The organism is Mucilaginibacter rubeus (genome assembly GCF_014643835.1).
In the GTDB taxonomy this organism is placed as follows: domain Bacteria; phylum Bacteroidota; class Bacteroidia; order Sphingobacteriales; family Sphingobacteriaceae; genus Mucilaginibacter; species Mucilaginibacter rubeus.
The window spans coordinates 314,357-333,512 of sequence record NZ_BMKD01000004.1 but is presented as its reverse complement, the minus strand read 5'-3'; the positions used below and the strand labels follow the sequence as shown (position 1 = coordinate 333,512).

Below are 19,156 nucleotides of genomic sequence, written 5' to 3'. Positions count from 1 at the left end.
TCTTGTAGAGGACCCTGATGTTTCCACTATCAGCCTTGATCATCTTACGAGAAAAGGCCTACCTGCTTGGCGAAGACATCAGGGTCCTCTACGAGAGACCCTGATGGAACGTAATTTGATGGGCTCTATCGCAGGGTAGTAATGCCCGGCAAAAGCGCACACTTGTTGTAACGTTTCCGAACGGGTGTTATAAATAAATTGATATTAATGTTTTAATTATCAATGATTTATATTAATGGCATGGGTTTTAGATAATGCCTGTATATTAAATAATGTTTTAAGTTCAACAACTTCTACAATCAATATACCCATGTTCAAAACATATTTTAAACTGGCTTACCGGAATGTCATAAAGGATAAAGCTTACTCCATTATCAATATATCGGGTTTGGCGATAGGCCTTGCTTCAAGTATCCTGATTTTGCTTTGGGTGCAAAATGAATTGAGCTATGATAAGTTCAATAAAAATGCCGGGCAGATCTATCGAATCGACAGCGATTTTAGTGATTCTAAAACCGCGGCAAGTTCGGCCGGGATGCCTTTTGGATTAAAATCGGAGATCCCTGCGGTTAAAAATGTAGCCCGTTTATATCCCGGTTTTCCATCTGTTTTATTCGAAATAAGTAACCGGAAATTTCAGGAAGAACATGTGTTTTATGCCGATCCCAATTTTATGGACATGTTTTCATATCCATTAATAAAAGGCGACCGCGCTACTGCTTTAAATCAGGCAAATGGTGTTTTAATAACAGAAGATATCGCCACAAAATACTTCGGAAAAGAAGATCCCATAGGAAAAGTGATAAGGAAAGATAATAAGGAAAATCTGGTAGTAACAGGCGTTATGGCCAATATCCCGGCTAACTCCGATCTGCAATTTGACATCCTGCTTCCGATGGCTTTAATAGCACAAACCAATAATGATCTAAAAAATAATATCTGGGATAATTTTAATTTTTTTGGTTACGTACAGTTCGATAAAAGTTTTGATCCTTCCGCTGTTAATATTGCCAAATTAGAAACACAAATAGGTCAGATTTTTCACAAACATAGCCCGGATACCAAGGCTGCCTTCAAATTACAGTCTCTAACCAAAATACACCTGGACCCTGAAAGATTGGGAGATTCGTCCGGACATGGGAATGCGCAGTACGTAAGTATCTTTTTTGTGATCGCCATATTGATACTCGTTGTAGCATGTATCAATTTCATGAACCTGGCTACCGCACGTTCGGCACGCAGGGCCAAAGAAATAGGCTTACGTAAGGTAGCGGGTGCTGTTCGCGGGCAATTGGTGCTTCAGTTTTTAAGCGAGTCGGTATTTATCTCCTTTCTTTCCCTGTTACTTGCGCTTATTATTGTTCGGATGTTTTTACCAGTGTTTAATGATCTGGCTAACAGGAAACTTGTTATTGATCTGTCGGATGCCAGGCTTTGGTTAAGTCTTACCGGTATTGCTTTAATAACTGGTCTTATCTCGGGAAGTTATCCTGCCTTATTTCTCTCTGGTTTTAACCCGGTTAAAGTGCTTAAGGGTAGCGTGAAATCAATGGGAGGCAATTTGCTGTTCCGTAATGCTTTAGTTGTGGTTCAGTTTATGGTTTCCATTGTATTATTAGTGGGTACGGTGGTGATCTATAATCAGCTTAAATTTATCAGGGACAGGAATCCCGGTTTCGAGAAAGCCAATCTTTTATACGTGCCAATGACGGGCGAGATCTGGCATAAGCAGGAGGCTTTGAAAAACATGTTAAGGCAAACCTCGCTGACGAGCGATTTTACAACGATTACCGATTTGCCCACTGAACTTGGCGGCTGGACACTTAATGTGCAGTGGAGCGGTAAAGACCAACGTTCGCAATTGTCTATCCCGGTAATGTCTGCCGACGAAGATTTTACGCATACATTCAGAATGAAGTTAGCGGCCGGCCGAAGCTTTTCGGCAGCTTTTAAAACCGACTCGAATAATTACATGATCAACGAGAAAATGGCAAGTGTAATGGGCCTTACCGCCGGCACTGCCATAGGCAAGCCATTAGCGGTTTGGGGTAACAAGGGTACTATTGTAGGGGTTATAAAAGACTTTAATTTTAAGCCCGTTCAGCAAAGCATTGAGCCGTTGGTTATACCTTTCAATAAAATAGGCGGTTATGTGGTGATCAGGACCTTGCCCGGAAAAACTAATGCTACAATAAAGGCACTGGCGGCTATGAGCCAGGCGCTCAATCCGGCTTATCCCTTCAAATTTGATTTTATTGACCAGGAGTTATCCAAACTTTACAAAGGCGAACAGCAAATGGGCAATATTTTTAATCTTTTTGCCGGTTTGGGAATCTTTATTTCGTGCCTGGGTTTATATGGTTTATCTGCATTTATGGCCGAGCAGCGTACCAAGGAGATTGGCGTACGCAAAGTGTTAGGGGCATCTGTAGTAAACCTCGTTTACTTACTGTCATCAGGTATCACCAGGCTTATTTTGATAGCTATAGTTATCGCTATCCCACTTTCATGGTATGCGGTTAACAGCTGGCTGTCGGGTTTTGCTTATCATATCAATGCTGGCTGGCTGGTGTTCTTTATTGCCTCTGTAGCTGCATTGGGAATAGCGTGGATTACGGTTAGTTATGAATCTGTAAAAGCCGCGACAGTTAACCCGATAAAGAGTTTGAGGACGGAATGATTGAATGTTTGTTTTACAAGGGAAATAAGCCCCAATAATAGCCAAATAGGTTTAACGAAAAATACCTGCGTTAGGGATGGGAGCGGATACCGGCCAGCGAGCGTAAAGCCTGCAGGCGTATGAGTGTACAGCCCGGACCGGAGGTAACGCCCATATCCAGTTGGCAGTTATGAGTAAACAGTTTGCAGCATACATTTGATATTTTGCATGCTGATGATATGGTGTTCGGTTAAGCTGAAAGCTTAACTCATTTCAGGACGAAGTTACGCTTCGCTAAACTTCGACCAGTATTAGATAAAATCACAACCAATATTCTGATCAATTCTTAAATTAAAGAAATTCGGTTTCAGACAAAAGCAAGCATTCTGTCAATCCTCAAATCCCGTAAATTCTGATTCAGAAAGTTTTAGTTTTCATTGATCAATATATCTTTCGCCATAACCATGGGTACGCTGATATATTTTTTCTCCATGTAGTTGATCACCTTTTCCAGGATCTCTCGCGATTGCTCATCCAGGCCCTGTACTTCATCTGCAAAAACGGAGTTAATGGCGGTATTGCGGATCTCTTTGATTTTTTCAGGTACCTGGCGCATAGCTACTTCAATACGGCGCTGTTTAAGCTGCTGTACAAATTCGGCAATGTTTTGCTCAATGATAGCTTCGGCGTGTACCAGTTCGTGGTAACGTTCCTGCAGGTTCTTTTTGGCAACTTCGTTAAGCGAGTGCACTTCGATAAAGTTAACCGGGAATTGCTCCAGCACTTCGGGAGCGGTATCATTAGGGATGGCAAGATCGACAATGGTTTTCCTGCCGGTTTCGCCGTTGAGCAGCGATTGGTAAATTTCGGTAGTGATGATTGGCTCAACTGCCGATGTGCAGGTGATAATGGCATCAAAACCTTTTTTATAGCTTTTCAAAGCTTCGAGGTCAAACGCTTCTCCGCCCAAATCGGCAGCTAATTTTTCGGCATTGGCCACGGTACGGTTAAATACCGCGAAGTTTGAAAATTTATGTTTTTGAAGATATTTGGAAATGTTACGGTTAGTTTCGCCTGCGCCGATGATCAATACACGGGCATTTGAACAAAGATTAAGGTCTTTAAGCTTGCGGTAAGCCAGCGATACTACCGAGATTGGGTTTTTGGAGATGTTGGTATGCGTATAAACTTCCTTGGCTGTTTTTACCACGCAGTTCATGATCATGCGCATGGCATCGCCGGTTAGGCCGGCCTCTTTGCAATGTTCATATGCTTTGCGTAACTGGGCCAGGATCTCCTTTTCGCCCACGATCAAACTCTCCAGCGAACATGAAGTGCGCAATAAGTGCACCATGGCTTCCTGGTCTTCATAAATAGACGCGCTATCCATAAAAGTACTCAGTGAATCATGGCAAAGCTCTGTGTTAAAGGCTTCTATGAATTTTTTGGCAAAATCTTTGTCAACAGATTGTGGGGTTGTCATTACAAATTCCACACGGTTACAGGTAGCCAGGTAGAAGATCTCCGGGATATTGAACTGCTTTTTAACCTGTGCAAGTTTATCTGTCAGATTTTCCTGGCAAACCACCAATCTACCCAATTCCTTCAGTTCAATCTGTTTGTGCGTAAAAGCTATTACCTTTAGATACTTCAAAGCAGTTTTAAAATTTGACCGAACAAAAGTATCACTATTCGGCACATCCAATGTCAACACTTTGTCAAACAGGCTTATTTGGAATGGTTATAAATTGCAAAAACGGCTTGTTTTGCAGTATTTAAACTGTTTTGCAATGCGTATCACAAAATATTTGTAAATTAAAACATGGATAAGTATAAAAAAATAAGCCTGGTAATACTCGTGGCGTTTTACGTGCTTGCAGGCCTTAATCACTTCCGCGATCCGGGCTTTTACTACGCCGTAATGCCCAATAACCTGCTTTACCCAGAGACTGTTAACCTCCTTGCCGGGATTGCCGAAATTTCATTAGGTTTGTTACTTATACCAACTAAAACTCGGTACTGGGCTGCCTGGGGAATTGTTTTAATGTTGATTGCCTTTTTGCAGATCCACGTGAGCATGGCATTTAAAGCGCCAATGAAGTTAAATTCCATAACGGTTACACCTTTTTTAGCATGGCTGCGCCTATTCCTGCAGTTTGTGCTGATCTACTGGGCCTGGTGGCACACAACCGATACTAAAAAAGCCTAAACCAAAACAGCGTTTGGCTGTTGCTATCGAAGCAAAATAAAAATATGGATCTGCAAAGTATTGAAATGCGCAACCTGGAAGTACAGGACTACCAGGAGCTAAAAAAGTCAATGAAATCGGCCTATATGGATATGGACGAGGACTATTGGGATGCCAATTCTATTCGCCGGCTCATCAAAATATTCCCCGAAGGGCAGATCTGCATTACCGTTAACGATACGGTTGTTGGCTGTGCACTGGCTATTATAGTCGATTACCAAAAATTTGGCGATAATCACACCTACAAGCAAATTACCGGCGACAGTACCTTTAAAACCCATAATGACAAAGGGGATGTACTGTACGGTATTGATGTGTTTATCCATCCTAAATATCGCGGCTTGCGACTTGCACGGAGGTTGTACGATGCCCGCAAGGCCCTTTGCGAAAAGCTGAACCTGAAAAGTATTATTGCCGGCGGGCGTATCCCTAACTATCAAAAATTTCAGAACGAGCTTACGCCCCGTCAGTATATTGATAAGGTAAAGTATAAGGAGATCTATGATCCAACATTATCATTTCAGCTGTCAAATGATTTTCACGTGCGCAAGGTATTGCGTAACTACCTGCCCGAGGATAGCCGCTCAAAAGGTTTTGCTACACTTATTGAGTGGAACAACGTGTATTACGAGGAAGTAAGCGATGTTATCAATCATAAAACAGTAGTACGTATTGGCCTGGTACAATGGCAGATGCGTTCGTACAGTAATATCAGTGAGCTGATGAAGCATGCCGAATATTTTGTTGATGCGGTGAGCGATTACCAGGCCGATTTTATCCTGTTCCCCGAGCTGTTCAATACACCGCTCATGGCCGATTATAACCATATGGATTCGGCCAAGGCCATGCGCGAACTGGCCAAATATACCCAGCCCATTATCGAGGAGTTTTCAAAACTGGCGGTATCCTATAATGTAAACATCATTGCGGGCAGTATGCCTTATATTTTTGAGGAGTCGTTATATAACGTTTCCTATCTGTTCAGGCGGAACGGCAGCATGGAAGAGGTATACAAAATTCACCCAACCCCGGCCGAGATTAGCTCATGGGGAATGCGCGGCGGCGATGAGGTGAAAGTTTTTGATACCGATTGCGGCAAAGTTGGCATCCTGATTTGTTATGATGTAGAGTTTCCGGAACTGTCACGCATTTTGGCCGGTCAGGATATGCAGATCCTGTTTGTACCTTTCCTTACCGATACGCAAAACGGTTACAACCGGGTTAAGTTTTGCGCCCAGGCCCGTGCGGTGGAAAACGAATGCTATGTCGCTATAGCGGGTTGTGTAGGCAACCTGCCTAATGTAAATAATATGGGTATCAGCTATGCACAGTCGGCGGTGTTTACACCTTCAGATTTTGGTTTCCCGACTAACGGGATCCAATCTGAAGCTACGCCAAACACCGAAATGATTGTTATTGCCGATGTTGACCTGTCGTTGCTGGATGAGCTGCATGAGTACGGCAGCGTGCAAAATATCAAAGACAGGCGCACGGATTTGTATAACATTACTTTTAATGGGAAGAGGGTGTAGGGATTGTCCCCCTTAGTTGTTCCATCAATGCCTCTGCGAGTTTAAGTTTATCCACAAAATTGCTTGTCGTTTAAACAGCAAGTCGTCGTGTTTTGCCCCTCTGGGGCAAAGGGTATTTTATAACTTTACGAGCTACAAACCTTTTGCACCTCTGGTGCATCTGTCCTTGGGCGATTAATACATGTTTATTAAATTGTAAAAATCCCCCAGAGGGGGAAAAGGTTTGTAGAAATAACATCACACCCTATACCCGAACCCCAGAGGGGTTCAACTTATCAAGATTACCCAATTTGACTATTGATTTTATGGATAAACTTAAACTGCGAGAGACCGTGATGGGACTGGAATGTTTTAAATTTTGTGGTTGCTGTTAAAAGAATCCCTGAATATTTTCCAGCCGGCTTTCGTGAGTTTCCACAATTTTAAATACTTCCCATCATCAAGAACTTTACCATTTGGGTCAAAAACCTGCCAGGTGCCTTCTTCGGTAATGTAAGCTTTACCATCGCCATAGATATTGCCCGTTTGGAATTTAACACCTTTCACTTTTCCTGCAACAAAGGTATCCTCGAAATCCTTTTTCAGTGCATTTTTGCCATTTATAGGCAGCATATTTGGCGCCAATAATATAGCATCATCAGTATACAGGTTTATGATTGAGGCGTCACTTTTTGCAAACAGCTCATAATAAAGTGTATTTATTTTTTGAATTGAGCTTTTGATCTGCTGTAAGCCGGGATTATTTGCCTGGGCGATGCTGCTTTTGTACGTTAAGAAAAGACACAGGCATATAATTGCTGCAGTTAAGGTTTTTTGTTTCATGATCCTTTAAATATTGAATGAATAACTAAAGCGAAACTATATCCTTAAAATGGACCAAAATTGTAAAAATCGGAACAGCTTAATTATTGAGCGCGGCAGAAAAATCGGTTGAACTTTCGGGCGAAAACCGGGAAGGGGGCGACCCAGTGAAGAATTTAAAATCCTTTATAAAATGCGACTGATCAAAGTACCCGCACTCATAAGCGATAGAGGTGAGCGATAGTTTGTTTTCGGCAACCCGGTAAAGGCTTTTTTGAAACCGTGCTATTTTAGTGTACAAGTTCGGGCTCAGCCCGGAATAGTTTAAAAATATTTTCTGAAGGTACCGGGACGAAAGACCGTATTTAGCTGCCACTGTATTGATATTCTCCAGAAAATCCTCTTTGCTTAAGTCAAACATGATGTTGTTGACCAGCTTTAGCTTGCTGAATTTAGGCCCTGAGGTTAACAACCTTTTCATCAGAAATTCTTCCACTAAATCTATTCTCCGGTCCGGTGTTTTGGCCTCCATCAATCTCAAATGTAACAAAGCAGCTTCCTTTCCTCCCAACTCTTTGAAATCAATGATCCGGTCATTAAATTCTTCTATCCGCTCATTAAAAAAGCAGGCGGCGGTATGGGTAAAAAAGCGGATCCCAAACATACAATGCTTACCGTAAGAGGTAAAAGTAAATGGCTGTATAGTTTGTCCCCACAATTGTATATCGGGACAGGTTACCAGGTCTCCATTTTTTATTTGTTGAGGGCCATCCGCTCCCAGGTTGAATAAGATTTCGATAGCGCCGGTAGCAAACACCTTATCGTCAGTCATAACAGGAATATCAGTTTCGCACACAAAATAACATTGTATGAAATCTTTTAGTATGCCATTAGGACGATATTCGGTATAGCGCATGTCAACTGCAATCTGATATAATCAAATTTAATATAACTGTTTGGATGATTTTGCTTTTCAGGTTTAAATAAAATCTACGAAAGGCCGGAAAGGGGACGGGAAGAGAAGGCTTCAGTTCAATTGCACTTACTTATTTCAATAATATTTTCGGCCTTTAATACTAAATTAGCCTCCATGATCAGGAAAGATAATTTTACCCTTCCCGGCGCTAAAGGGCGGCCAATGCTTATCGATGTTACCTACGACGATGTTTTTAAAAATACACCACTGGTAATTTTTGCACATGGCTTTAAGGGGTTTAAAGATTGGGGCACGCATGATCTGTTAGCCCGGTATTTTGCCGAAAAGGGCTTTCGTTTCCTGAAATTTAACTTTTCGCACAATGGCACAACGCCTGCCAGCCCCTTAGATTTTGCCGATCTGACAGCCTTTGCCGATAATACCGTCTCTATTGAACTGGAAGATTTGGATACCATCATTGATTTTGCCTGTAGTGGGGCAAGTATGCCTATGGCTAATGGTGTATACCTCATTGGGCATAGCATGGGCGGCGGTGTAAGTATTATCAAAACTGCCGAAGATAGCCGGATTAAAAAGCTGGTAACTATGGCTTCCATATCCGGTTTCCGGAACCTGTGGCCTAAGCAAATAGAACAACAGTGGCGTTTGCAGAGCGTTTTTTACTTTGAAAATAAGCGTACCGGGCAGCAAATGCCTGTTAAATCAACCCTGTTAGATGATCTGGACAATCACCCGCTGAGGCTGGATATCATTAGGCAGGCAGGTTTAATAAAACAGCCATGGCTCATCGTTCATGGTGATGCCGACCCTACGGTACCTGTAAGCCATTCCCTGCAATTGCATGAAGCTAATCCTGCTGCGGAATACATAGTGCAAAAAGGCGCAGATCATACTTTTGGTGGCGAACATCCTTTTACCGGAGATGCTTTGCCGGCCCAGCTGATTGAGTTTTGTGATACGGCAATATCATTCTTAAGTAAATAAAGGCTGAGCTGTTTCAACCAATCGTGACTTTTTTACGTTAGTTATATCATACCTGATATTAGTACTATAATTGCTGTTATGAGTTTACCCGCATCGCGAAAAAAAGGACGAAAATATCTCAATACGATACCTACCGACGAGGCCGGCTTTGGTAAAATGATCCCCATTTTAAGGGAGTACATGAACAACAAGGCCGAAAATACGCCTAAGAAAACTTTAGGCCCTTTTAAAACAGATCTATCGGTTTACAGTACACCGCCCGCGTCGGGCTTGCGCATTACCTGGGTTGGCCATTCCAGTATCCTGATTGAGATTGACGGCAAGCGCATCCTTACCGACCCGGTTTGGAGCGAGCGGGTTTCGTTTTCGCAATCATTTGGGCCGAAGCGGTTTTTTCAACCGCCGATAGCTTTGGAAGATCTGCCCCCGTTGGATGCGGTGATCCAGTCGCATGATCATTATGATCATTTGGATAAGGCTACCATTAAGTTTTTTGCGGATAAAAACATCCCTTTTTTCTGTTCGATAGGGGTAGCGCAGTATTTAACCAACTGGGGCATGGCCGCCAACTTTATTACTGAAATGGATTGGGGCGACAGCGCCATGATTGGCAATGAAATTGTACTTACGGCAGCACCCTCACGCCATTTTTCGGGCAGGGGAATTGTTGGGCGAAACGAAACATTGTGGTCGTCGTTCGTGATCAAAGGTCCGCAGCATAATATTTACTTTGGCGCCGATTCGGGTTACTCGCCCGAATTTAAGGCGATAGGAGAGGCTTTTGGTCCGTTTGATTTGACTATGCTGGAGATAGGTGCTTATGGTAAATTCTGGCCGGATATTCATATGGGGCCTGATAATGCTTCAAATGCCCATCTCGATCTGAAAGGCAAATTGATGATGCCCATCCATTACGGTACGTTTAACCTGGCTCCGCATGCCTGGTACGAGCCTATTGAATGGCTAACCGCTATGGCAAACCAAAAACACATCGATTTATTTGTACCCAAACCCGGTGAGCCAACCGAAGTAAAAGGTGTCTTTAATTCTGATTGGTGGAAGGAATATTTATCTTAGAGGGATAAAAAACAATAAAAAGCAATAAAAAACATGTCATTGCGAGCGTAGCGTGGCAATCGTACGGAGGCAGGTCCCGCCCTGTATGGTATGCGATTGCTTCGTCGTGCCTCCTCAATGACATGGTTATGTAATCGACCATTCCATGTCCCAATCCTATATATTAGTCATTAATGGTAAACCCGAAGGTCCATTTACCATTCCCGAACTCAAAGCCCGCGGCATCAAACCCGGCGATTTTGTTAAAACCGACGATATGGTAGATTATAAAGAGGCTCAGGAAATTGCCGAATTAAGGGAACTGTTCGGCTTTGCCCGCCCTAAGTTGCTCATGCAATACTACGGCAGTTTTGACCAGCGCTGGCTGGCCTCGGCGCTCGACTGGTTTATCCTGTTCGGCGTATTTGTTTTACTGGCAGCCATGGCGGTGTTCCTGTTCATTACGGATAAGCAGGCGCGGATATATACCTCTATTAGCATTGTCGCTTTTACGCCCATAGGCAAATTTATTTATCATGTGGTAATGGAAAGCTCGGTTAAGCAGGCTACTTATGGTAAACAAATGCTCAAAATAAAAGTAGTTGATATGGACGGAAACAGGATCAGTGTTGGCAAAGCCATTGGCCGTAACCTGGCCAAAATATTTTCGGTATTAACCTTTTTTATAGGCTACCTGATGGCTTTTTTTAATAAACAGCAGCAATGTTTACATGATATGATAGCGGGGACACTGGTAATTAAGGATAGGTTGGTGTGAAACGGAAGTGGTTTCCTTTCTGTTAGGGAAAGCAATAAGTAAAGTACACGCAAGAAGTTCTTCAAGATAAGTTATTTTCTTTTAACCAGTTCATATTCCAGCTTACCCCATTTTAAATGGATGGAATCGGCACTAAAATCGGTTTTGTAAATATTTAGTGTGTCGCCTTTAACGCGAAAGAGAAAGTTTTTTTGATGGTGGGTATCCACATTAAAACTAAGCTGGTCAAGATCATTTTCCGGGCCGGCCACAAAATCAGTATTAACGTAATAGGTTTCATACTCCGAAAACCCTCTTACTTTACCTGCGTTGGTAAAAGTTACAGATGATTGTTTTCCGTCGGCCCCCGTCATTATATAATCGCCGGATATGAGTAGTTTATTGGTAATATAATCTATTCCGTAGCCCATATCGTTTACTATTTGTTTATCCAAAACCCTAATATACTTTGTGCTATCAATAACTTGGTTGTTTTTGTTATAATGATAAAGAAGTAAACTGGTATCGCCGCCTGTTATTTGATAACCAAGCTCGTAATAATTGGTACTCACTTCATAATCAATCCAGTTGGTTTTGAATGAAGCACGGTTATTACCTTGTTTTAAAAACAGGGTCAGGTTTGCTCCCTCATGATTATTTAAGCTTACGCCTGCTACAAGGCTATCGCTTTTTGCCGATCCCAAACTAATTTCAAGAGCGGCGATGCCGGATAATTTTTTTGATGAAATGTAAGGCGATTTGGTACGGATAAGATCGGCAATGTAGTCACTTTTCACCCAATTGCCGTGCATTATAGTTTTAATTTGCTGCAGGGAGTCCCGGTTAGGAATTGTATTTGCAGTTTGTTTATCGGATTGTGATGCAGTGTCGGAAACAGGTGTTTTGTTTTTGCTTTTACAGGATATAACGGCAATAAGAATTAGAATAAGCAAACTGCTGTTTTTCATAATTTGTTTTAAGGTTCTACCCGGCTAAGATATATAAATTCAGTTTGAGACTATTGGCTGCACAATAATTTATCCTTCATGCACAGGTAGCCTAATCCCAACATATTCACTAAATTTGCATTATATTAATTTCCATCATTGATGAATACTGATGCTGTTAAAGTGCTGCCCGGCCGTTATTGTAACTCGTTAACCGAATATTCACGCTTTGTTACCCGCGAGGTTAATATTGGCGACGTGCCTATGGGCGGGAATAATCCAATCCGGATCCAAAGCATGACTACTACTGATACCATGGATACCATTGGTACGGTTGAGCAATCCATCCGCATGGTTGATGCCGGTTGCGAATACGTGCGCATTACAGCCCCCAGCATCAAAGAGGCCCAAAACCTGGCCGAAATTAAAAAGCAGCTTCGCGCCCGTGGCTACACGGTGCCTTTGGTTGCAGATATCCACTTTACCCCAAATGCTGCCGAGGTGGCTGCCCGTATAGTTGAAAAAGTACGCGTAAACCCCGGCAATTACGCCGATAAAAAAAAATTCGACCAGATTGATTATACCGACCTGGAGTACCAGGGCGAATTGGAACGCATCTTCCAGAAATTTACACCGCTTGTAAAAGTTTGTAAGGAATATGGCACCGCTATGCGCATTGGCACCAACCACGGTTCGCTGAGCGACAGGATCATGAGCCGCTACGGCGATACCCCGCAGGGCATGGTTGAATCGGCCATGGAGTTTATGCGGATGTGCGAGCAGTTGAATTTTTATAACCTCGTGATCTCCATGAAGTCGAGCAATCCGCAGGTAATGGTACAGGCATACCGCCTGTTGGTTGAAACCATGGTTGCCGAAGGAATGAATTATCCGCTGCACCTTGGCGTAACCGAAGCAGGTGATGGTGAAGACGGCCGGATCAAGTCTGCCGTAGGTATTGGTACACTATTGGAGGATGGCCTCGGTGATACTGTTCGCGTGTCCCTCACCGAAGAGCCCGAAGCGGAAGCACCGGTCGCTATTGAGCTGGTTCGACGTTACACTATGAGGGAAAAGGCGAAAGGTGAAAGGCAAAAGGTAGCTACGGAAGTTAAAAACCTTTCGCCTTTAACCTTTGACCTTTTACCTTCAAAACACAACCCCTACGAATATAAAAAACGTGAAACCTACGAGGCCAACGCTTTCATAGGCGGGCATTTGGTGCCGCGGGTTGTTGTCGACCTATCTAAAAAGAACCTGAAAGACCCGGCGGTATTGAACGAGGCGGGCTACCTGTACTCGCCTTTGCTGGATAAGTATAACATGGCCGAGCAATCGGTTGATTTTGTTTACCTGGCCGATGAATTGCCTTCATTTACCTTACCGGGCAACTTAAAACAACTGTATAATTATAATACCTGGCTTAAACTGGCCGATAAAACCAACTGCCACCCGGTATTTACTTTACAGGAATATATTGGCGATGTCGATCGTTCATCAAAACTGAACCTTGTACATTTAAAACCTGCTGATATTGATTCGGAAGATTTCGGATCAATTCAACTTGATAAGTCGCTGGTGTTGGTACTTGAAACAGATGCTTTACACGGCATGGCCGAGCAACGCTCCTTCTTTTTTAAAATGGAGGAACTGGGACTTGATGTGCCCGTGATTGTGAAGAGAAGCTATGTTTTTGAGTCGGAAAGTCCGGAAGTCGGAAAGTCCGAAAGTGAGAAAGTCCATAGTCCATGGACCATGGACCATGGACAAACTCTTCTCCAACTCTACGCCTCTACTGACCTCGGCGCTTTATTAGTTGATGGTTTTGGCGATGGTATCTGGATAGATGCACCTGAATTGCCTACAAGTGTAATTACTTCTACTTCTTTTGGTATTTTGCAGGCTACCCGGTCAAGGATTTCTAAAACGGAATATATCTCTTGCCCAAGCTGTGGGCGTACCTTGTTCGATCTGATGGTTACTACCCAAATGATCCGCAGTCGTACCAGTCACCTTAAAGGGTTAAAGATTGGCATCATGGGCTGTATTGTAAATGGTCCCGGTGAAATGGCTGATGCCGATTACGGTTACGTAGGCTCTGGTACTGATAAAATTACCCTTTACCGTGGTAAAGAAGCGGTAAAGAAAAACATCAGTTCGGCCAATGCGCTTGATGAGCTTATCAATATTATTAAAGGCGACGGCAATTGGATTGACGCGGTGCAGGAGTAATTATCTGAACCGGGATTAAGCTGATTTACCGGATTTAAAGATTTTTAAAGTCCCCTGAGAACCTCTCGCAGAGAGATTCTCAGGGGACTTTAAGTTTGACGATTCACCATGCATCCTGAGAATCCATAAATCCTAAAAATCATGGTTCAGAAGCTCCGGAAGTTTTCGAGTTGCAAAGAAAAATGACTTAATGACTAATGCCCCAATGACCTCTTAAAGAAGGTCAAAGCCAATATCTTTCCTAAAGTACATGCCATCATAATAAATCCGGCTTGCATCGGCAGTAGCCTGTTGCAGGGCGCTGAACATATTATCCTGTACGGTAGTAATAGCTAATACACGGCCGCCTGTGGTTATTACATCATTGCCATCCATTGAAGTGCCTGCGTGGAACACGATCGAGTCGCGCACGTTTTCGGTACCGGTAATCACCTTGTTTTTCAGGTATTCGCCTGGGTAACCGCCCGCAACCATGACTACGGTGGCCGCTGTTTTAGGGCTGATGATGATCTCTTTTTCGTTCAGGTTCCCTTCGGCAACGCCTAACAGCAAATCAACAAAGTCCGAATCTATACGGCGCATCACACTTTCCGTTTCCGGATCGCCCATACGGCAGTTGTATTCAATAACCCAGGGTTCACCATTGCTGTTCATCAAGCCAATAAAAATAAAACCTTTATAAGGGATGCCATCTTTCTTCAAACCTTCAATGGTAGGGGTGATCACGCGCTCCTCTACCTTTTTCATATAGGCAGCATCGGCAAATGGAACGGGAGAGATAGAGCCCATACCACCGGTATTTAAGCCGGTATCCCCTTCGCCAATACGTTTATAGTCTTTAGCCTCGGGTAAAATTTTATAGCTGTTACCATCGGTCATCACAAAAACCGAGAGCTCAATGCCTGTTAAAAATTGTTCAACAACCACACGTGAGCTCGCTTCGCCAAATTTAGCATCGGCCAGCATAGCAGTAAGTTCGGTTTGGGCTTCCTCTAAAGTAAGGCAAATCAGTACTCCTTTACCGGCTGCAAGTCCATCGGCTTTCAATACCACAGGTAAACCGGCAGTAGCCAAATAAGTAAGACCATCCTGCAGGGTATCTTTGGTGAAAGTTCTGTAAGCAGCAGTAGGGATGTTATGTCTTTCCATAAACTGCTTGGAGAAATCTTTACTGCCTTCCAATTGTGCGCCTTCCTGCTGCGGACCAACAACCGGGATGTTTTTCAATTGCTCATCGGCCAGGAAAAAATCATGAACGCCTTTTACCAGGGGCTCTTCGGGGCCAACCAATACCAGGTTGATATCCTCTTTTAAAACAAGTGCTTTAATGCCTTCAAAGTCGGTAACTTTAATATTTACGTTTGTACCGTATTGGGTGGTGCCGGCATTGCCGGGAGCAATAAAAAGTTTGTCGCAATGAGCGCTTTGGGCTACTTTCCAGGCGAAGGCACTTTCCCTTCCGCCCGAACCAAGGATCAGAATGTTCATGCGGCAAAGATAGTTTTTTTAATAAGCCTTTAATACTATATATGAGGCTACTTGTGTTATAAGTAGTAAATTTACCCCATGGCCCGTAGACTCGAAAAGTTTGAAAAGCTCCCGGTATACCAAAAATCGCAGGAATTATTTGACCTGGCGGATGTAATTGCCGAATCATTAAAGGAAGACAGCATGAAAGAACATCTGGCCATACAGATGTGCAGTAATGCCGCTCTTATCCAGGCAAAAATTGCCGGCGCCGAAGGTGGTAGCCTGTATTCGCTGCGGATGCAAAATGCTGTGCTCATTAAACTTGCGGTACAGGATATGTTTAATGCCGTATCTTTTGCATCAATGGTAAAAATTAATGAAGAGGACTATGTACAGTTGATGAGGGAAAAGGTAGAGGAGTTTCGCCTGGTTTTTGTAGAATGGATCAGGGGATTTGATAAAAGCTATGATATCCCCGACAATTGGGCCATCCGCTTTGATACCAGTACGCCCGAACAGGAAAAGATGGAAGAGCTGATGTTTGATGAAGACCGCTTTTTTGGAGAATTTAACGAGGATGACGAAGACATGGGCAGCTTCAATGATTTTGACGATGATGAAGAGGATGAGGACAAAAACGACGACGATAAATAAAGCAGAATGACATCAATTTGATTTCGGATATCGAATTTTCGATTTCGGATTTTGAAAACAAAAAAAGCTGAAGGATTTTCCCTCAGCTCTTTTATGTTTTTTAGCTTTCTGCTTTAAGCCTTCGGCCTTCAGCTCAATTAGCAGTATTGTTCAAACGCGTCAATCAGGTTATCGGCAATCATTTGTGCCGGGCGGCCTTCTATCTGGTAGCGCTCAATCATATGCACCAGCTTGCCATCTTTAAACAGCGCCATGGCAGGTGACGATGGCGGGTAAGGCAGCATATAGTTACGCGCGGTATCAACAGCTTCTTTTTCCATGCCTGCAAAAACGGTTACCAGTTTATCAGGATGTTTGCCGTTTGCGGCGGCAATTTTAGCAGCCGGGCGCGCGTTTGCCGCAGCACAGCCACATACCGAGTTAACCATTACAAATACTGTACCTTCGCTTTCAATAGCGTTTTTTACAGCATCGGCATCTTTTAATTCTTCAAAACCAACCCTGGTCAGATCTTCCCGCATCGGGGCTACTAAATATTCCGGATACATCATTTTTTTTTGCTTTACAATAAAATCAGTGTTACAAAAATAAGAAATGATACTTGGTTTACGTTTATAAAAACTCAATAATAACAATTGGTTGACGATTAACGTAGAAGGCTATTTCATTGATAACCTGTTTACATACATTTAATATTGTTTTATTAACAGTAATTTTTAACTTGCATACCCCTAATTTATTTTGAATTTGATGAAACTTAAAACACCTGATATTAGCACTGTTGTTATCATCAACAAAAATCAACAGCATACAAAATCATTACAAATAAAAACCAAGCACCTTAACAGGCTTAAACACTACGCGTGGAGCATAGCTGCTGTTGTTGCCGTACTTGGTGGCTTGGTGTTTTACCTGCATCACAAAAGCGCTGTGCAGGAGGCCGAAAACCAACAGTTACAGGCGCAGATAGCTAAACTTAAAGGCACCATGCCGGTTGTTAAAGCAGAGGTAAATACGCAGGGTACTGCCCAGTCGTACATTCAATCTATCGAGGTTAAACTTAAAACTATAAATGAGTATTTAAAAAGGCGCGGCCTTAAAGGTTTTACTGTAAAGGGTACCGGGGGCGATGGCAACAGGGAAGGGGTAAAGCTACCCGATACCGAAGCTTACAGCCTGTATGACGATTACCTTAAACATTTAACAAGCACCATTGCGTTTACCCCGATGGGCTACCCGAGGATCAGCTCGTTTACCTCATTTTTTGGTTACAGGAGCGACCCTTTTGATTCGGAGCATGCCGAGTTTCACCCTGGTATTGATTTTAAAGGTAACCGGGGCGATGCAGTAAAATGTACAGCCAGCGGCAAAGTTGTTTTTGCGGGATGGGCCGGTGGTTATGGTAAATGTGTCAGGATTCAGCATATTAACAACCTGGAAACCTTGTACGGTCATCTTTCGAAAATTGAAGTGAAGGTAGGGCAGCAGGTTACCGTTGGTGATAACATAGGCAAGGTAGGTTCAACCGGGCACTCCACAGGTACACACCTGCACTATGAAGTACGTAAAAACGGGAAGCCGGTTAACCCGGTAAATTTTTTAACCCTGAATAAATAAGTTCTAAGCAGGAAGTTTGTTAAATCGAAAGTCTTAAATCCTGAGTCGGAAGTTGACCATGGATTATTATGATGCAGATTTAGAAACTATCGGCTTCGGACTTAGAAGTTAAGACTTTAAAAACATGGCTATTTTTTCTAAAAAAGATAAGGTTGCACTTGATTTACAGGCAATCTCGACCCTCATTAGCGAAGGCAGTGTATTAGAGGGTAACCTGAAAGCCCCGGCTTTTGTACGGATCGACGGACTGGTTAACGGCGATGTAATGGTTGATGAGGGCCTGATCCTGGGCGAAAAGGGGGAGGTTAAGGGCAATATAAGTACTAAAGAGATCTTTGTTTACGGCACTGTAAGGGGTGATATTAATACCTCCTCGCTTGAAATAAAAGCTACAGGCCGTATAACCGGCGACATCAAAACGCAGAACCTGGCCGTTGAAAATGGCGGGGTATACAATGGTAACCTGACTATGCAGCAGGGAGAGGTGCAAAAGCAGTTGCAGGCATAAGCCCCTTGTTTTTGTTTTGATATAGAAATGCTTATCTTTATATTATGACTACGATGACATTAAATGTGCCTGATGCGCTTGAAAAAGAGCATGATGAAACTGTGCGTTTTCTTGCCGCCAAGTTATATGAAGCCGGTAAATTATCGTTAGGGCAGGCTGCTGAAATGTGCGGAATGGAGAAGGTTGATTTTCCGGCAGTGTTAGCTGAATTTAACGTTAACTATATACAATACAACTACGAAGATATATTGGCGGATGTAGCCCGGATCAATGGTTGAATACGCCGTTATCACCGATACCAGTTGTTTGATTTTATTAGATAATATCCAGGCGCTGCATATTCTCCAATCCGTTTATAATCATATCATAACCACGCCTGAAGTTGCAGCTGAATTTAAAAAGCCCCTACCCGAATGGATACAGGTAATGACTGTAAGAAATTCGCAATTAATTGCTGTTTACTGTTTGCAGGTTGATATAGGTGAAGCAAGCGCTATAGCTTTAGCACAAGAAATACCAGATACTTTACTTATTGTAGATGATTTTAAAGGCAGGCGACTCGCAAGTCAGCTTAATATCAAATTCACTGGTACCCTGGGTGTTTTGATAGCCGCTAAACAACAAAATAAAATTCCGTCACTGAGGCCCTATTTTGAATTGATTAAGTCAACCAATTTTCGAATTGACCCGTTATTGTTAGAACGGATATTGAAAGACTTGGAAAATTAATATCAGTTAGCTTTTTAAGCCGCAG

The 19,156-nt window shown here is 42.9% G+C and carries 18 protein-coding genes; 12 read left to right on the top strand and 6 right to left on the bottom strand.

The window, feature by feature from the left end:
* Positions 1-310: 310 nt before the first annotated feature.
* Positions 311-2,680 (top strand): ABC transporter permease, encoded by a 2,370-nt coding sequence (locus IEX80_RS15405; RefSeq protein WP_188833389.1) that lies wholly within the window; start codon positions 311-313, stop codon positions 2,678-2,680.
* Between the two features lie 406 nt (positions 2,681-3,086).
* Here IEX80_RS15405 and hemA read toward each other — a convergent pair whose 3' ends face one another.
* Positions 3,087-4,313 (bottom strand): glutamyl-tRNA reductase, encoded by a 1,227-nt coding sequence (hemA, locus tag IEX80_RS15400; RefSeq protein ID WP_090529068.1) that lies wholly within the window; start codon positions 4,311-4,313, stop codon positions 3,087-3,089.
* Positions 4,314-4,481: 168 nt separating this feature from the next.
* Between hemA and IEX80_RS15395 the strand changes: the two genes are divergently transcribed.
* Both IEX80_RS15395 and IEX80_RS15390 read left to right on the top strand, forming a co-directional pair.
* Positions 4,482-4,868 carry a DoxX family protein gene (locus tag IEX80_RS15395; RefSeq protein WP_188833388.1) on the top strand — a complete coding sequence of 129 codons (387 nt, stop codon included), beginning with the start codon at positions 4,482-4,484 and terminating at the stop codon, positions 4,866-4,868.
* A gap of 44 nt (positions 4,869-4,912) precedes the next feature.
* A complete protein-coding gene (locus IEX80_RS15390; protein WP_091165564.1) occupies positions 4,913-6,439 on the top strand; it encodes a carbon-nitrogen hydrolase family protein in 1,527 nt (508 codons plus the stop codon).
* A gap of 351 nt (positions 6,440-6,790) precedes the next feature.
* On the opposite strand, the gene IEX80_RS15385 is transcribed toward IEX80_RS15390, so the two are convergent.
* Together IEX80_RS15385 and IEX80_RS15380 are read right to left on the bottom strand one after the other, a co-directional pair.
* The gene (locus IEX80_RS15385; protein WP_090529058.1) at positions 6,791-7,261 is read right to left on the bottom strand and encodes a YybH family protein; all 471 of its coding nucleotides are present in this window, start codon (positions 7,259-7,261) and stop codon (positions 6,791-6,793) included.
* Positions 7,262-7,340: 79 nt separating this feature from the next.
* Positions 7,341-8,156: a helix-turn-helix transcriptional regulator gene (locus IEX80_RS15380; RefSeq protein ID WP_308421695.1), complete on the bottom strand. Its 816-nt coding sequence runs from the start codon at positions 8,154-8,156 to the stop codon at positions 7,341-7,343.
* A gap of 174 nt (positions 8,157-8,330) precedes the next feature.
* Between IEX80_RS15380 and IEX80_RS15375 the strand changes: the two genes are divergently transcribed.
* The 3 genes from IEX80_RS15375 to IEX80_RS15365 all read left to right on the top strand — a co-directional run bounded on the left by IEX80_RS15375 (position 8,331) and on the right by IEX80_RS15365 (position 10,995).
* Positions 8,331-9,161: an alpha/beta hydrolase family protein gene (locus tag IEX80_RS15375; protein ID WP_188833386.1), complete on the top strand. Its 831-nt coding sequence runs from the start codon at positions 8,331-8,333 to the stop codon at positions 9,159-9,161.
* Between the two features lie 78 nt (positions 9,162-9,239).
* Entirely contained in the window at positions 9,240-10,238 is a 999-nt protein-coding gene (locus tag IEX80_RS15370; RefSeq protein ID WP_090529049.1) for an MBL fold metallo-hydrolase, read from the top strand.
* Between the two features lie 145 nt (positions 10,239-10,383).
* Entirely contained in the window at positions 10,384-10,995 is a 612-nt protein-coding gene (locus IEX80_RS15365) for an RDD family protein (RefSeq protein ID WP_090529046.1), read from the top strand.
* A gap of 71 nt (positions 10,996-11,066) precedes the next feature.
* On the opposite strand, the gene IEX80_RS15360 is transcribed toward IEX80_RS15365, so the two are convergent.
* The gene (locus tag IEX80_RS15360; protein WP_090529043.1) at positions 11,067-11,942 is read right to left on the bottom strand and encodes a hypothetical protein; all 876 of its coding nucleotides are present in this window, start codon (positions 11,940-11,942) and stop codon (positions 11,067-11,069) included.
* 141 nt (positions 11,943-12,083) lie between these two features.
* Between IEX80_RS15360 and ispG the strand changes: the two genes are divergently transcribed.
* A complete protein-coding gene (gene ispG, locus IEX80_RS15355; protein ID WP_090529041.1) occupies positions 12,084-14,153 on the top strand; it encodes a (E)-4-hydroxy-3-methylbut-2-enyl-diphosphate synthase in 2,070 nt (689 codons plus the stop codon).
* A gap of 213 nt (positions 14,154-14,366) precedes the next feature.
* On the opposite strand, the gene purD is transcribed toward ispG, so the two are convergent.
* Complete coding sequence (gene purD, locus IEX80_RS15350; RefSeq protein WP_090529037.1) at positions 14,367-15,641, bottom strand: phosphoribosylamine--glycine ligase; 1,275 nt, start codon at positions 15,639-15,641, stop codon at positions 14,367-14,369.
* A gap of 78 nt (positions 15,642-15,719) precedes the next feature.
* Here purD and IEX80_RS15345 point away from each other — a divergent pair, with 78 nt between their 5' ends.
* Positions 15,720-16,277, top strand: a complete 558-nt coding sequence (locus tag IEX80_RS15345; RefSeq protein WP_090529033.1) for a hypothetical protein — start codon at positions 15,720-15,722, stop codon at positions 16,275-16,277.
* A 137-nt stretch (positions 16,278-16,414) separates the two neighbouring features.
* Here IEX80_RS15345 and IEX80_RS15340 read toward each other — a convergent pair whose 3' ends face one another.
* Complete coding sequence (locus IEX80_RS15340; protein WP_090529680.1) at positions 16,415-16,825, bottom strand: BrxA/BrxB family bacilliredoxin; 411 nt, start codon at positions 16,823-16,825, stop codon at positions 16,415-16,417.
* A 202-nt stretch (positions 16,826-17,027) separates the two neighbouring features.
* Between IEX80_RS15340 and IEX80_RS15335 the strand changes: the two genes are divergently transcribed.
* The 4 genes from IEX80_RS15335 to IEX80_RS15320 all read left to right on the top strand — a co-directional run bounded on the left by IEX80_RS15335 (position 17,028) and on the right by IEX80_RS15320 (position 19,131).
* Positions 17,028-17,894, top strand: a complete 867-nt coding sequence (locus IEX80_RS15335; protein ID WP_188833385.1) for a M23 family metallopeptidase — start codon at positions 17,028-17,030, stop codon at positions 17,892-17,894.
* Positions 17,895-18,018: 124 nt separating this feature from the next.
* The gene (locus IEX80_RS15330) at positions 18,019-18,402 is read left to right on the top strand and encodes a bactofilin family protein (RefSeq protein ID WP_090529026.1); all 384 of its coding nucleotides are present in this window, start codon (positions 18,019-18,021) and stop codon (positions 18,400-18,402) included.
* 44 nt (positions 18,403-18,446) lie between these two features.
* The gene (locus IEX80_RS15325; protein ID WP_090529023.1) at positions 18,447-18,680 is read left to right on the top strand and encodes a UPF0175 family protein; all 234 of its coding nucleotides are present in this window, start codon (positions 18,447-18,449) and stop codon (positions 18,678-18,680) included.
* Positions 18,673-19,131 (top strand): PIN domain-containing protein, encoded by a 459-nt coding sequence (locus IEX80_RS15320; protein WP_176627972.1) that lies wholly within the window; start codon positions 18,673-18,675, stop codon positions 19,129-19,131. Before IEX80_RS15325 ends, IEX80_RS15320 begins: the two co-directional genes overlap by 8 nt.
* The last annotated feature ends 25 nt before the right edge of the window (positions 19,132-19,156 follow it).

Excerpts from the sequence above, each read along its gene's own strand:
- IEX80_RS15405 (WP_188833389.1), top strand. The coding sequence starts at position 311 with ATGTTCAAAACATATTTTAAACTGGCTTACCGGAATGTCATAAAGGAT.
- IEX80_RS15395 (WP_188833388.1), top strand. The coding sequence starts at position 4,482 with ATGGATAAGTATAAAAAAATAAGCCTGGTAATACTCGTGGCGTTTTAC.
- IEX80_RS15390 (WP_091165564.1), top strand. The coding sequence starts at position 4,913 with ATGGATCTGCAAAGTATTGAAATGCGCAACCTGGAAGTACAGGACTAC.
- IEX80_RS15385 (WP_090529058.1), bottom strand. The coding sequence starts at position 7,261 with ATGAAACAAAAAACCTTAACTGCAGCAATTATATGCCTGTGTCTTTTC.
- IEX80_RS15380 (WP_308421695.1), bottom strand. The coding sequence starts at position 8,156 with ATGCGCTATACCGAATATCGTCCTAATGGCATACTAAAAGATTTCATA.
- IEX80_RS15375 (WP_188833386.1), top strand. The coding sequence starts at position 8,331 with ATGATCAGGAAAGATAATTTTACCCTTCCCGGCGCTAAAGGGCGGCCA.
- IEX80_RS15370 (WP_090529049.1), top strand. The coding sequence starts at position 9,240 with ATGAGTTTACCCGCATCGCGAAAAAAAGGACGAAAATATCTCAATACG.
- IEX80_RS15365 (WP_090529046.1), top strand. The coding sequence starts at position 10,384 with ATGTCCCAATCCTATATATTAGTCATTAATGGTAAACCCGAAGGTCCA.
- IEX80_RS15360 (WP_090529043.1), bottom strand. The coding sequence starts at position 11,942 with ATGAAAAACAGCAGTTTGCTTATTCTAATTCTTATTGCCGTTATATCC.
- ispG (WP_090529041.1), top strand. The coding sequence starts at position 12,084 with ATGAATACTGATGCTGTTAAAGTGCTGCCCGGCCGTTATTGTAACTCG.
- purD (WP_090529037.1), bottom strand. The coding sequence starts at position 15,641 with ATGAACATTCTGATCCTTGGTTCGGGCGGAAGGGAAAGTGCCTTCGCC.
- IEX80_RS15345 (WP_090529033.1), top strand. The coding sequence starts at position 15,720 with ATGGCCCGTAGACTCGAAAAGTTTGAAAAGCTCCCGGTATACCAAAAA.
- IEX80_RS15340 (WP_090529680.1), bottom strand. The coding sequence starts at position 16,825 with ATGTATCCGGAATATTTAGTAGCCCCGATGCGGGAAGATCTGACCAGG.
- IEX80_RS15335 (WP_188833385.1), top strand. The coding sequence starts at position 17,028 with ATGAAACTTAAAACACCTGATATTAGCACTGTTGTTATCATCAACAAA.
- IEX80_RS15330 (WP_090529026.1), top strand. The coding sequence starts at position 18,019 with ATGGCTATTTTTTCTAAAAAAGATAAGGTTGCACTTGATTTACAGGCA.
- IEX80_RS15325 (WP_090529023.1), top strand. The coding sequence starts at position 18,447 with ATGACTACGATGACATTAAATGTGCCTGATGCGCTTGAAAAAGAGCAT.
- IEX80_RS15320 (WP_176627972.1), top strand. The coding sequence starts at position 18,673 with ATGGTTGAATACGCCGTTATCACCGATACCAGTTGTTTGATTTTATTA.